12 protein-coding genes are annotated in these 12,393 nt (G+C 63.7%); 2 read left to right on the top strand and 10 right to left on the bottom strand.

What is annotated here, in order from left to right:
* Positions 1–15 precede the first annotated feature (15 nt).
* Entirely contained in the window at positions 16–453 is a 438-nt protein-coding gene (locus tag ACZ0AI_RS08660; RefSeq protein WP_463565385.1) for a GNAT family N-acetyltransferase, read from the bottom strand.
* A gap of 20 nt (positions 454–473) precedes the next feature.
* Positions 474–1,100: an FMN-binding negative transcriptional regulator gene (locus ACZ0AI_RS08655; protein WP_463565384.1), complete on the bottom strand. Its 627-nt coding sequence runs from the start codon at positions 1,098–1,100 to the stop codon at positions 474–476.
* Between the two features lie 90 nt (positions 1,101–1,190).
* Here ACZ0AI_RS08655 and pdxR point away from each other — a divergent pair, with 90 nt between their 5' ends.
* Together pdxR and ACZ0AI_RS08645 are read left to right on the top strand one after the other, a co-directional pair.
* Positions 1,191–2,663, top strand: a complete 1,473-nt coding sequence (pdxR, locus tag ACZ0AI_RS08650) for a MocR-like pyridoxine biosynthesis transcription factor PdxR (RefSeq protein WP_463565383.1) — start codon at positions 1,191–1,193, stop codon at positions 2,661–2,663.
* Between the two features lie 35 nt (positions 2,664–2,698).
* The gene (locus ACZ0AI_RS08645; protein ID WP_463565382.1) at positions 2,699–3,964 is read left to right on the top strand and encodes a PrpF domain-containing protein; all 1,266 of its coding nucleotides are present in this window, start codon (positions 2,699–2,701) and stop codon (positions 3,962–3,964) included.
* Here ACZ0AI_RS08645 and ACZ0AI_RS08640 read toward each other — a convergent pair.
* The 8 genes from ACZ0AI_RS08640 to glgX all read right to left on the bottom strand — a co-directional run bounded on the left by ACZ0AI_RS08640 (position 3,944) and on the right by glgX (position 12,378).
* Complete coding sequence (locus ACZ0AI_RS08640) at positions 3,944–4,948, bottom strand: lysylphosphatidylglycerol synthase domain-containing protein (RefSeq protein WP_463565381.1); 1,005 nt, start codon at positions 4,946–4,948, stop codon at positions 3,944–3,946. The genes ACZ0AI_RS08645 and ACZ0AI_RS08640 overlap by 21 nt on opposite strands.
* Positions 4,945–6,177, bottom strand: coding sequence for a cardiolipin synthase ClsB (clsB, locus tag ACZ0AI_RS08635; RefSeq protein WP_463565380.1), 1,233 nt, complete (start codon positions 6,175–6,177; stop codon positions 4,945–4,947). The genes ACZ0AI_RS08640 and clsB overlap by 4 nt, the downstream gene beginning before the upstream one ends.
* On the bottom strand, positions 6,174–6,953 hold the full coding sequence (locus ACZ0AI_RS08630) for an endonuclease/exonuclease/phosphatase family protein (protein WP_463565379.1): 780 nt from the start codon (positions 6,951–6,953) through the stop codon (positions 6,174–6,176). The genes clsB and ACZ0AI_RS08630 overlap by 4 nt, the downstream gene beginning before the upstream one ends.
* Positions 6,954–7,195: 242 nt before the next feature.
* Positions 7,196–7,840, bottom strand: coding sequence for a glycosyltransferase family 2 protein (locus ACZ0AI_RS08625; protein ID WP_463565378.1), 645 nt, complete (start codon positions 7,838–7,840; stop codon positions 7,196–7,198).
* Entirely contained in the window at positions 7,837–8,463 is a 627-nt protein-coding gene (locus ACZ0AI_RS08620; protein WP_463565377.1) for a class I SAM-dependent DNA methyltransferase, read from the bottom strand. The genes ACZ0AI_RS08625 and ACZ0AI_RS08620 overlap by 4 nt, the downstream gene beginning before the upstream one ends.
* Positions 8,460–9,218, bottom strand: a complete 759-nt coding sequence (locus tag ACZ0AI_RS08615) for a PIG-L deacetylase family protein (RefSeq protein ID WP_463565376.1) — start codon at positions 9,216–9,218, stop codon at positions 8,460–8,462. The genes ACZ0AI_RS08620 and ACZ0AI_RS08615 overlap by 4 nt, the downstream gene beginning before the upstream one ends.
* Positions 9,215–10,252: an acyl-CoA dehydrogenase gene (locus ACZ0AI_RS08610; RefSeq protein WP_463565375.1), complete on the bottom strand. Its 1,038-nt coding sequence runs from the start codon at positions 10,250–10,252 to the stop codon at positions 9,215–9,217. The genes ACZ0AI_RS08615 and ACZ0AI_RS08610 overlap by 4 nt, the downstream gene beginning before the upstream one ends.
* Complete coding sequence (glgX, locus tag ACZ0AI_RS08605) at positions 10,249–12,378, bottom strand: glycogen debranching protein GlgX (RefSeq protein ID WP_463565374.1); 2,130 nt, start codon at positions 12,376–12,378, stop codon at positions 10,249–10,251. The genes ACZ0AI_RS08610 and glgX overlap by 4 nt, the downstream gene beginning before the upstream one ends.
* Between the last annotated feature and the right edge of the window lie 15 nt (positions 12,379–12,393).

Genomic DNA, 12,393 nt, shown 5'->3' with positions numbered 1-12,393 from the left:
GGTCTGGGTTCCTGATTACAGCTGCTTGCGGTATTGCACGAAGCCGGAGCGCTCGGCGATGTGATCGTAGAGCTGCATCGCGGTGGTGTTGCTTTCATGGGTCAGCCAGTGCACCCGTGAAGCGCCGGCCAGCTTGGCCTGGGCGTAGACATGTTCGATCAGCCCGCGTCCGGCGCCGCTGCCGCGCACGCTTTCGTCGACGAACAGATCCTGTAGGTAACAGTAGTCGCCGGTCGTCCAGCAGGAGCGGTGGAAGATCCAGTGCACCAGGCCGATGGCTCGCCCTTCGTGCCAGGCGAGGGCCGCATGCATCGGCTCGTCGTCAGCGAGAAAGCGTTGCCAGGTCAGGGCTGTGGTGGCCTCGGGCATCTGCTGCCCGTAGAAGCGTAGATAGCCTTGCCAGAGCGGCGACCAGGCAGCCTGGTCGTCAGCAGTGATTGCGCGTATTTCCATGATCCAGGTCTCCTCGGTGATTAGTCATTCATACGCTGCGCCAGGGCGCGGTCGCGGGGATCAGCACTGGCGCTGAGGCCGTCATGCACACCCTGGCGATCCGCTTCGCTGCGGTTCTGGCCGAGCTTCCATTTGCCTTCCAGGCGCTCGATGGGCAGCGCGAAGCCGACGATGGCGCGCAGCATGCCGGCGATGTACTCCTGGGGTGCATCGTTCAGTGCCCAGGGTTGCGGGCGCGGGTTCTCGTGACGGGCGGTGAGTTCGTCGAGCAGGCTCAGCAGGCGTTCGCCGTCATCGAAAACCGCAGCCTGGCCGTAGGCATGCACTGCGATGTAATTCCAGGTGGGCACCACCTTGCCGTGCTCGGCCTTGGCCGGGTACCAGGACGGGCTGATATAGGCATCGGCGCTGTTGAAAATCACCAGCGCTTCACCACCTTCGGCCAGTACCCGCCAGTGCGGATTGGCCCGCGCCAAGTGGCCGTACAGTGTGCCGTACGGGCCTTCTTCGGGGCGTAGCAGCAAGGGTAGGTGGCTGGCTTGCAGGCCGTTCTCGCCATGGCTGATCAGAGTAGCCAAGCGGCAGCCGGCAATCTCCCGGTGCAGGGCGGCGAGGTCGTTCTGGCGGAAAGCGGAAGGTAAATACATGGGGCATTCCAATCAGTGGATGCGCTTATGCTAAAACTGCTATTGGTCTGTTGTAAGATCCATTTTCAATGACTTTCATGGGGCCAATCGATGGCATCTACAGCTCCTTTGCCGGTCGACCTTTCCGGTCTGCGTCTGCAGCCCGGCAAGGGATTGTCCCGACAGCTCTACCAGGCCCTGCGCGAACGTGTGCTCGATGGCCGTTTGCCTGGCGGCACGCGACTGCCCGCCAGCCGGCAATTGGCCGAGCGCCTGGGCGTATCCCGCAATACGGTGAACCGTGCGCTGGATCAGCTCTATGCCGAAGGCTACGTGGAGGGCCGGGTTGGCGATGGCACCTATGTGGCTGCCATTGCCGCAGTAGCGGAGCCGCCAGTCAGCGAAGCGCCGGGGGCGGCCAGCAGCGCCGCGCTGCAACTGCTCGACGAGCACCATCTGCCGGCGCCGTTATCCGGTGCGCCGCGGGCTTTTCGGGTTGGCGTGCCGGCTTTCGATCTGTTTCCGTTCGAGACCTGGGCGCGGCTGTCAGCGCGTTTCTGGCGCAGGCCGTCACCGGCACGGCTGGGCTATGGTGATCCGGCGGGTGACCCGCAACTGCGCGAGCTAATCGCCGCCTACCTGCGAAGCAGCCGGGGCCTGCAGTGCGATCCGGCGCAGATCATCGTCACCTGCGGTGCACAGCAGGCGATCAGCCTGTGCGCGCAATTACTGGTCGGGCCGGGCGATCCGGTGGCCGTCGAAGATCCGGGTTACCGTGCCGCGGGTCATGCTTTCAGTGTTGCCGGTGCGCAGCTGCGCGGTATTGCCGTCGATGCTGACGGCCTGGATGTCGCGGCGCTGGAGCGGGCAGGGCCGTGTAGGCTGGCCTATGTCACGCCTTCGCACCAGTATCCGACCGGGGTGACGCTGTCGCTGCCCAGGCGCCTTGCGCTGCTCGACTGGGCCGAGCGTAACGACGCCTGGATCATCGAGGACGATTACGACGGCGAATACCGTTACAGCGGCACGCCGCTGGCGCCGTTGGCCGCACTGGATCGTGGGCAGCGTGTGCTCTACGTCGGCACCTTCTGCAAGATCGCCTTTCCGGCGCTACGGCTCGGCTATCTGGTACTGCCACCCCGTCTGGCTGCTGCCTTCGCCCGGCGTCGTGCAGTGGATATGCGCCACTCGGAAATCGGCACCCAGGCGGTAATGGCTGAGTTCATCGCAGCCGGGCATTTCCAGCGGCATATCCGCCGCATGCGCAATGCCGCGCGTGCCCGTCGGGATGCGCTGCTGGCGGGCTGGCCGGAGTCTCTGCCGGGTTGTGCGCCTTTGCCCGATGTGCACGCCGGTCTGCACCTGAGCGTGCGCTGCGAAAGCCTGGCGCGAGAGCGAGAGTTGATCGCTCGCGCGGCTGGCGTAGGGGTGGAGATCAACCCGCTCAGCGTGCAGTGGTTACCCGAGGGCGATACGCCGCCGGATCAGCGCGCCGGCTTGGTGCTCGGCTTCGCGGCGGTGCCGGAAAAGGCTATCGGCGAGGCGCTGCAGGCCTTGCGCGGTGCCTGGAGGCTACCTGGCTAAGTCGCCCTCTGCATGATCCGCCCGATGCGGCTACCATGACCGCCCCACCCAAACACGAGGACGTGTCGATGCGGATGTTGCAGTCTGCCGAATTCCAACCCCGCCTGCGTGAGGGCCTGCTCGAGTTTCCGGTGCACCATATGCGCGGCGGGACGTCTACCGGGCTGGTGATCTGGGAGCCGTTCGCGCCTGCGGATCCGGCGTTGCGTGAGGAACTGCTGCGCCATCTGATGGGCGTGCCCCTGAGTGGCTCGCAGCCCGGCAATCGACAGATCACCGGCCTGGGCCGTGGCGCCCCGACCAGCAACAAGGTGTTCTTCGTCGACTGGGAAACGAGCAGCGACGGCGAGCGATTGGTCAGCACCCTGGCGCAACTGGCCAGTGACCACGCCGCCATCGACTGGAGCGTGAATTGCGGCAACCTATCCAGCGCACTGCCACTCTGGGCGTTGGATGTCGGGCTAGTCGATGCGGCGGCGGGCGAGAGCCGCGATATCAGCATTCGCAACAGCAATACTGGAGTGATCAGCACCGGGCGCATCGGGCGTACTGCCGAAGGTGCGCTGGTCAGCGCGTCGATTCCCGGTGTCAGCGGTGAGTTTCCCTCGGTCGATCTGTTTCTGCATGACCCCGTGGGCGCCAAGACCGGGCAGTTGCTACCGACCGGTCAGGTGGTCGAGCAGATCGACGGGCGTGCGGTGTCCTGTGTCGATGTGGCAGTGCCGATGGTCATCGCCCTGGCCAGCGATTTCGGCAAGACCGCCCACGAGCCGCTGAGCGAGCTGCAAAACGATCAGGCCTTTATGGCCGACTTGCGCCGTGTTTGGGTCGAGGCAGGATTGCGGATGAAACTGCGCCGCCGTGATGGTGAGCTGATGACGGCCGATGAACTGGCGCGCAGCGAAACCCAGCCCAAGGTTTGTATCGTTGGGCCACCCCAGGGAGACGGTAACCTGTCGGTGCGCTACTTCACGCCCCAGGCATTGCATGCCTCGATGGCGGTTTCCGGTGGTTGCTGTTTAGCTGCGGCGGCATTGATTCCGGGTTCGGTGGCCTGGCAGGTCGCCGAGGGGCTCGCAGTGCCGTCGGGCGAATTCGCCGATATCGAGGTGGCCATCGAAAACCCGGCGGGCATTCTTGCCACCACGGTGGTGGCCCGTGAGCACGACGGTAAGCTGCAGGTCAGCAGTGCGGCCTATCGGCGCACCGCGCAGGTATTGCTGCGCGGGCATGTGCCACTATATCGCGCCTCGCCGGCGTTGGTGGCGGCACTGCGGCCGCTATTGGTGGCTGGCGGTTGAACCCGTGGCCTCTGCGGATGCACCATCCTGGCCGTTCTGGCGCAGCGTCTTCGCGCGTTTTTCCAGCACCAGGTACACCACGCAGGCGACGGCCAGTGGCAGCAGGAAGTAGATCGCCCGGTAGCCGATCAGCGCGGCGACGATGCTGCCCTTGGACATTTCGTGCTGCAGCAGGGCGATGAACACGGCCTCAATGACCCCCAGCCCGGCAGGGATATGGGTGATCACCCCGGCGATGCTGCTGATCATCAGAATGCCGAGAATCATCGGGTAGAAGGCTTCTGCTGGCAGCAACAGGTAGATGATCAGCGCCATCAGCGACCAGTTCAGCGCACCCAGGCCGGCCTGCAGCAGGGCCATGGGCAGTGCGGGCAGGGTCAGCTCATGACCGCGGACGCTCCAGGTGCGGCGTTTGGAAAATTGGCAGGCCAGCAGGTAGCCGACGCCTGCAACGAGCAGGCCCAGGCCGATGATGCGTAAACCGGTGGCGCCGATGGCCCAGCCTTCCGGCAGCTTGAGCAGGCCGAACGTGAACACCACGCCGGCGAGCAGAATGTAGCCCAGCCAGTTGGTGATCAGGCTCATGCTCAGTACGCGGGTGATGGTCGACACCTTGAGCCCCAGACGCGAATACAGGCGGTAGCGCAGGGCGACGCCGCCGACCCAGGAACTGAGGTTGAGGGTGAAGGCGTAGCAGACGAAGGTCAGCGGCAGGATCTGCCTTGCCGGTAGTGTGTGGCCGGTATAGGCGCGGCCGATCAGGTCGAAGCTCGAGTAGACGGCATAGCTCAGTGCCGATACGCCAACGGCGGCGAGCAGAATGCCGCTGCTGTAGCCGCGCAGCGCCTCGCTGACTTCCTGCCAGTCGAGGTTCTTGATCAGCATGAACAGCAACACCGGCACCAGGATGAACAGGCACACCGTGAGCAGGCGCTTGGCCCAGCGCCAGACGGGTTTGCCTTGCTTGTCGTCGGGCTTGCTCACGAGACTTTCTCCTGGTCGACCTGCAAGGTGCCGCACTGCGGTGCTTCGACTTTTGGTTGCAGCAGCTTGAGCCGTGGCGAGTGGGCCGGGAACCAGCCGGCGATGGCCGGAAAGTGGCGCAGGAAGTGGAAGCACATGAAGATCAGCGGTGCGCGCCACCAGTAACCGCGCATCACCCGCTTGAGCGGCACCGATTTGCAGCTTGAGGTGGCCAGTTCCATCAGGTGCTCGTATAGGCGGCGGTTGAGGGCCGGGTCACGGACGATCACGTTGGCCTCCAGGTTCAGCGACAGGCTCAGTGGGTCCAGGTTGCTGGAGCCCACGGTCGACCATTCGTGATCGGCCAGCGCAACCTTGCCGTGCAGCGGGCGCTGGCAGTATTCGTAGATGGTCACGCCGTCGCGCAGCAGGTAGTTGTAGGTCAGTCGCGAGCACAGGCGCACCAGCGGCATGTCCGGCTGGCCCTGAAGAATCAGGGTGACCTTTACCCCACGCCGCGCTGCATTGCGCAGTTCGCGCAGCAGGCGGTAGCCCGGAAAGAAATAGGCGTTGGCCACCACCAGGCGATGCTGGGCGTTGCGCACGGCGTCCAGGTAGTGCTGTTCGATAGTGTTGGTGTCGTCGCCATTGTCGCGGATGGCCATCAGCATCCGGCTGTTGCCGGCATGCCGGTGCTGGGTGGGCTGATTGCTGCGGCGCAGGGCTACTTCACGGTCGTCGCGTGCCTCCAGCAGGCGTTCGCTGGCGGCGTGCAGATCAGCAACGATAGGGCCGCGTACACGAACCGCGTAGTCCTGTTTGGCCATCGGCCCACTCGCGATGAGGTGATCGACGCCGAAATTGATGCCGCCGATGTAGGCCAGCTCGCTGTCGATCACCACGATCTTGCGGTGCAGGCGGCGGAACAGGTTGGTACGCATGCCCATCAGGCGCTTGCCCGGATCGAACATGTGCACGCGCACGCCGGCCGCGACCAGGGCCGCGACGTATTCTTTCGACAGGTCGGCGGTACCGTAGCCATCCACGGTGATCTCCACGCGGGCGCCGTTGTGTGCGGCAGCGATCAACGCTTCCTGCAGCTCCATGCCGACCTTGTCTTCGAAGATGATGAAGGTTTCCAGCAGTACCTCGCGCTGGGCGTTGCGGATGCTTTCGAACACGGCAGGAAAGAAATCTTCGCCGTTGATCAGCAAATCGACCTGGTTGCCATCACGCCAGTCGTACTTCATAGCCGTATCTCCACAGCCAACGGTGCATGATCCGACAGGTGTGACCAGGGGCGAGTCGACAGCACCTGCGGGTTGTGAGTCGTTGCGTTACGCACGTAGATGCGATCCAGGCACAGCAGCGGCCAGCGCGCAGGGAAGCTCCTGGCCGGCATGCCATGTTCGCTGACGAAGGCTTCCTTCAGACCGCTGGCGGCCAGCAGCCCATCGGCGCGTTTGCGCCAGTCGTTGAAGTCGCCGGCGACGATCACCGGTGCATCGCTCGGTAGGTTGTCGAGCACCTCGCAGAGCAGGCCGAGTTGCTGCTTGCGATGGACTTCCCGCAACCCCAGGTGTACGCAGATGGCGTGCACTTCGGCGTGACCCGGCACGTCGAGCACCGAGTGCAGCAAGCCGCGCTGCTCCTGAGTGCCGATGGAGATATCCAGATTCTCGTGGCGCAGGATGGGAAATTTCGACAGCAGCGCGTTGCCGTGGTCACCGTGGGGGTAGACGGCGTTGCGGCCATAGGCGAACTGCGGCCACATGCTGTCCGCCAGAAACTCGTACTGCGGCGTCGGTGGCCAGTCTTCGTAGCGCTTGGCGTGGTGCTCGTGGGTACCGTGCACCTCCTGCAGGAACACCATGTCCGCCGACAGCGTACGTACCGCATCGCGCAGCTCCGGCAGGATGAAGCGCCGATTCAGGGCGGTGAACCCCTTGTGGGTATTGACCGTGAGAATCTTCAGCGAATGTACCGCGGTGGCTAAATCGCTCGGTGCCGGTTGGTGGGTGGTCATAATCATGCAGCTCCTGGCGACCTGCTGGGGGCGTTAGGCCGTGCCCCAGTCAGGTCGTACTTCGGTAAGCACGTGTCGGTGTCGCAGAGCGCGCACCTTGAAGTCGTTGTCGAGGTGGCTGTAAACATCGCGCCGGGCAGCCGGACGCGTGCCAGGCATCGTTAAATTCCGACTGGGGGGAAGCGGGAGCGGTTCAAGGTTTTTACTGAGTGAATGGGGTGGGGGCCTGGGCCCATTCGCGACTACAGCAGCGACTTGAGGTAGTCACCGAAGCCGCCGCGGGTGCGGCAATCCAGCCGCGCACTGGTGTATACCTGCGGCAAGCTACTCCAGGCGATATGTGCGCCGATGCGTTCGAAAGCCGCTACCAGTTGCACGTCTTCATCGACCGGGATGGCCTTGAAGCCGCCGGCGCGGCGGTAGCAGGCGGCGCTGAACGATAGATTGGCACCGTGGATATGCCGATGTCCGTCGCGGGCCTGGTAGGCGCTTTGGTAGCGCGCCTGCACGTCCAGACCAAGGTCGCCCCATTCGGCGACCTGCACGGTGCCGCATACCATGTCGGCATTAAGGCTCAACTGACGTACCAGCCAGTCCGGCGCAACGCGGCTGTCGGCATCCGAGCAGGCGATCCAGGTGGCGCCGTGGGACAGCAACCACTCGATACCTGCAGCCCGCGCCAGGCCTACGTTCTGTGCCTCAAGGGTGAGAGTATCGACCGGGTAATTGGCGACGACACTGGCTGATCCATCGGTGCAGCTGTCGAGCACGACCAGGACGCGAACAGCTGTCTTCAACTCGGGGTGAGCGGCGGCAGTCAGCACCGCATCGAGGCACTGGTCGAGTGACCGCTCTTCGTTATGGGCAGGAATGACGACGCCGATCATGCTGGTAACTCTTCACCCGTGGTGGGGGCCAGTCCCTCACGCTGTGCAACCGATGTCGGCTCAGTCCCCCATACCTCAAGCACCATGTCGGCGTCTTCATGGCGCAGAAGGCGTGGCAGGCCCAACGCCTGGTGGATGCGCTCGTGTACCTGATCACCGTTCTGCGGGCATTCGTCGATCGGCCAGCGCCAATGGCAGGCCAGCAGGTTGCCGCCCTGATTGAGGGACGTTCGAGCCCGTTCGATCAGACGATCAAGATCGTCCTTGTCGAGGTAGTAACACAACTCGCTGAGCACGATCAGGTCGAAACTTTCATCCGGCCACTGTCCGGGCAGGCGGGTCTGCAGCAGGCGCACGTTACTGCGATGTGCCAGGCGGTTGCGAGCGAGTTCCAGCGCAATTGCCGAGGTGTCGCTGCACAGCAGATGAGTACAGCGCTCGGCCAGGCGCGCGCTGAGTTCGCCATTGGCGCAACCCGGTTCGAAGATACTGCCGTAGTGGTTGCGCGGCAGCGCGGCGAGCGTCAGGTTGCGCTTGCGCTGCTCGTACCAGCGCTCGCGGAATGACCAGGGATCCTGGCTGCCCTTGTAGAGCTTTTCGAAATAGTTATCTGCGACGCTCATAAGAACACCACCTCGAACGGTTGCTGCAGACGCTCCACGGTAATCGCCGACAGTACCGGCTCGTGGCCCGTGTCCGGATCGCTGTACAACTGGCTGGCAAATGCTTGTATCGCGTGACGCTTGCGCGCCTGAAGCTGCTTATCCAGCTGTAGCTTGCGGGCCCGATCCCACGGGATGCGCAGGTCTTCCGGTGTGGCCCAGTGCCAGGCCCACACCGGTACCTCGTGCATTCGTGCTCCACAGGCCAGTGCTGCTGCCCTGGAGGCACGGCCTACGGCTTCATGATCGCTGTGACCATCTTCACTCCAGGTGGAGAACACTACGTCGCTGGGTTGCAGATAGATGCTGAGAAAGTCGCGCAGCTCGTTTTCCCGAGCGGCTACGCCGGTATCAGGAAACCCCCCGTGAACCCATTGCAGGTGGTCGAGCGGCAGACCCAGGCGCTTCAGCGCGTCGGCGCTCTCTTGCGGGCGGACGATGCTCAGCCGTTGCGGCGTCCAGTAATGTGAGCCCTGGTGGCTGGCACCGCCATCGGTAACCGATATCAGTAAGACGTGGCGTTGCTCGTGCGCCAGCAGTTGCAGCAAGCCGCCGCAACCGAGGATTTCATCATCCGGATGAGGGGAAATGATGACCGCCCGTGACCCTTCCGGTACCAGCTCTGTGCAGTCGATATCGGCTACCTGAGCCAGGTGCCGTGAAGCTTTCCACGCTTGTGGCGAGGTGCCTTGTCCTTGAATTGGATTGGCTTTCATAGCGCCCAGCTCCCTGATCGTTGTTGCGCTGCGAGCTTGCCGAGATCGGCCAGGTCGCGTTCTGCATGGCTCTGTCGCAGGTACACCGGCAGATCGGCAAGATGCCTTGCGAGCGTGCCGTCACGGCAATACGGGGCGGCGCCCAGTGCGCGGCCCACGTGGCGAATCACGTTGTCGACAGCGCTTTCGCACGAAGCCCGTACCCGGCGCACCGGTAATTCGGCGCTCGCCTGCGGGTTGGCGTCGATCCAGCGGGCGCAGTCGCGCAATGCGCTTGCCGCCGCGAGCAGGGCGTTGTCCACCTCGCCGAGGTGGGCGAGGGCGTGAGGTTCATCGTGGCGCGCACAGTGCTTGCGCAGCGCCTCGCCGATCAATTGCGCTGAGCCATACCAGCAGGCGGCGATACCGGCGCCGCCCTGCCAGAAACCCGGGCGCTGGAGGTAGCCACCGGGCGGGCCCACGCAGTAACCGTATGCATCCTTGAAGCACACCTCCACGCTTTGCGTGGCCTGCATGCCGATTGCCTGCCAGCCTTCACTACCGACGCTGACGCCTGGCTGGGCCAGCGCGACGGCCACCAGTTGCTGCTCGCCATTGGCATTCCAGGCGGTTAGTAGCCCATGGCTGAGCACCTTGGCGCCCGAGCACCAGGCCTTGCGCCCATGCAGACGAACACGGCCATCGCTGTGCTCGGCATGCAGCTCGACGCGGGCCTGGGGCGGTTCGGCGGCCCACATGCCCCAGGTACTGTCGGTGGGCGGCGTCTGTGCCGCGAAGTGCTGCATGATCGCCAGGGCGTCCGTGTGCCCTTCGTAAAGTTTGCACAGGCTCAGATCGTGTGCAGCGACCGTGGCCAACGCCTGCCAACGTTGCAGGGTATGGCCACCGCCGGGCTGCGGTAATTGGTCGAGGCCCGCGCGACACAGCGTTTGCAACGCATGGGCGAGGGCCTCGGGTTGGATCGGTGCAGCAAGCGGCAGCTCGTCCAGCAGAACGTCGAGGCGATCCACGGGAGAGCCGCCGCCGGGCTTCATTCCTGCTTTTCCTTGTGCAGCTCGAAGAGCACCAGGGAGCGATGAGTCACGGTGAACTCGTCGCCGAACTGGAATACTTCGTGTTCCGGCTCGTCGGCTCGGTTGGTATCGAGCATGCAGGTCCAGTGGCTGCCCTGGGCAACCTCTGGCAGGTGGAAATTCACCACATCGTGATGCGCGTTGACCACCAACAGCAGGGTCGCATCGGCGCCGCTGCGGCGAATGCCGGTCGGCTGCGCGCGGCCATCGAGCAACATGCCCAGGCAGCGGGCGTTCGGGTCGTGCCAGTTCTCTTCGCTCATCTCTTCGCCATGGGGGGCCAGCCAGGTGACGTCCTTGACCCCCAGTTCTTCGTTGTAGGCACCGACGAAGAAGCGGCCACGACGCAGGATTGGGTAGCTCATGCGCAGCTTGATCAGGCGGCTGACGAAGGCTTGCAGTTGCTTGCCCTGTTCACCGAGGTTCCAGTCGATCCAGCCGATTTCGCTGTCCTGGCAGTAGGCGTTGTTGTTGCCGTGCTGGGTACGGGCGAATTCGTCACCGGCCACCAACATCGGTGTGCCCTGGGCGAGCAGCAGGGTGGCCATGAAATTGCGCATCTGGCGTTGGCGCAGGTCGTTGATTTCCTCGTCGTCGGTCGGCCCCTCGACGCCGTGGTTCCAGGACAGGTTGTTGTTGCTGCCGTCCTGGTTGTTCTCGTCGTTGTCCTCGTTGTGCTTGTCGTTGTACGACACGAGGTCATTGAGGGTGAAACCGTCGTGAGCGGTGATAAAATTCACCGACGTGAACGGACGTCGACCACGCTGGTTGTACAGGTCGCCGGACGCGGTGAGGCGGCTGGCGAGCTCGGCCAACTGACCTTCGTCGCCTTTCCAGAAGCCCCGTACGTTGTCACGGAACTTGTCGTTCCACTCCGCCCAGCCCGGTGGGAACCCACCGACCTGATAGCCACCCGGGCCGCAGTCCCACGGCTCGGCGATCAGCTTGACCTTGCTCAGCACCGGATCCTGGCGACAGGCGACCAGGAAGCTGTGGCGCTCGTCGTAACCGTCGTGGGCACGGGCGAGAATGGTCGCCAGGTCGAAGCGGAAACCGTCCACGCCCATTTCCTTGGCCCAGTAGCGCAGCGAGTCGGTGACCATCTGCAGCACGCAGGGGTGGCTCAGATCCAGGGTGTTGCCAGTGCCGGAATCGTTGATGTAGTAACGCTTGTCGTCGGGCATCAACCGGTAATAGCTGGCGTTGTCGATGCCGCGCATGGACAGGGTAGGGCCCAGTTCGTTGCCTTCGGCGGTGTGGTTGTAGACCACGTCGAGAATCAGCTCGAGGCCGGCGTCGTGCAGGTGCGCAGCCATCTCCTTGAATTCGTTGATGTGCCCACTGGCCAGGTAGCGCGGATGAGGCGCGAAGAAGCCGATGCTGTTGTAACCCCAATAGTTGTTCATGCCTTTTTCCAGCAGATGCTGGTCATTGACGAAGGCATGCACGGGTAGCAACTCCACCGAGGAAACACCCAGTTTGCGGATGTGCTTGATCACGTCGGCGTTCATCAGCCCGGCGAAGGTGCCGCGCTTTTCTTCGGCCACCGACGGGTGACGCATGGTCAGACCGCGCAGATGGGCTTCGTAAAGCACCGTCTTGTCCCAGTCGACGCGATGGTTGCGGTGTTTGCCCCAGGTGTAAGCCGGGTCGACGACCTTGCACTTGGGCACGAAGGGCGCACTGTCACGCTCGTCGAAGCTGAGGTCGCCATCGGGGTGGCCGATCTCGTAGCCGAACAGCGCTTCCGACCACTTCAGTTCGCCAACCAACTGCTTGGCGTAGGGGTCGATCAGCAGTTTGTTGGGGTTGAAACGGTGTCCGGATTCCGGCTCGTAAGGGCCGTAAACCCGGTAACCGTAGATCAGCCCCGGATGTGCATCGGGCAGGTAGCCGTGCCAGATTTCGTCACTGTACTCCGGCAATTCGATGCGCTCGATCTCTTCCAGACCGTCCGGATCGAAGATGCACAGCTCGACCTTGGTGGCGTGAGCCGAGAAGAGCGCGAAGTTGACGCCCAAACCATCCCAGGTCGACCCCAACGGAAAGGGGTGACCTTCGGTAATACGCGAGCGTGGTTGACTCATTCTGGGTGGCTCCTG

The organism is Pseudomonas sp. AC355 (assembly GCF_979258205.1).
The sequence above is the reverse complement of the archived record's forward strand: the minus strand, read 5'-3'. Positions and strand labels throughout refer to the sequence as shown.

Coding starts and splice junctions, on each gene's coding strand:
- ACZ0AI_RS08655 (WP_463565384.1), bottom strand. CDS start 1,100: ATGTATTTACCTTCCGCTTTCCGCCAGAACGACCTCGCCGCCCTGCAC.
- clsB (WP_463565380.1), bottom strand. CDS start 6,177: ATGAAGTACGACTGGCGTGATGGCAACCAGGTCGATTTGCTGATCAAC.
- pdxR (WP_463565383.1), top strand. CDS start 1,191: ATGGCATCTACAGCTCCTTTGCCGGTCGACCTTTCCGGTCTGCGTCTG.
- ACZ0AI_RS08615 (WP_463565376.1), bottom strand. CDS start 9,218: ATGAAAGCCAATCCAATTCAAGGACAAGGCACCTCGCCACAAGCGTGG.
- ACZ0AI_RS08645 (WP_463565382.1), top strand. CDS start 2,699: ATGACCGCCCCACCCAAACACGAGGACGTGTCGATGCGGATGTTGCAG.
- ACZ0AI_RS08620 (WP_463565377.1), bottom strand. CDS start 8,463: ATGAGCGTCGCAGATAACTATTTCGAAAAGCTCTACAAGGGCAGCCAG.
- ACZ0AI_RS08610 (WP_463565375.1), bottom strand. CDS start 10,252: ATGAAGCCCGGCGGCGGCTCTCCCGTGGATCGCCTCGACGTTCTGCTG.
- glgX (WP_463565374.1), bottom strand. CDS start 12,378: ATGAGTCAACCACGCTCGCGTATTACCGAAGGTCACCCCTTTCCGTTG.
- ACZ0AI_RS08660 (WP_463565385.1), bottom strand. CDS start 453: ATGGAAATACGCGCAATCACTGCTGACGACCAGGCTGCCTGGTCGCCG.
- ACZ0AI_RS08630 (WP_463565379.1), bottom strand. CDS start 6,953: ATGACCACCCACCAACCGGCACCGAGCGATTTAGCCACCGCGGTACAT.
- ACZ0AI_RS08625 (WP_463565378.1), bottom strand. CDS start 7,840: ATGATCGGCGTCGTCATTCCTGCCCATAACGAAGAGCGGTCACTCGAC.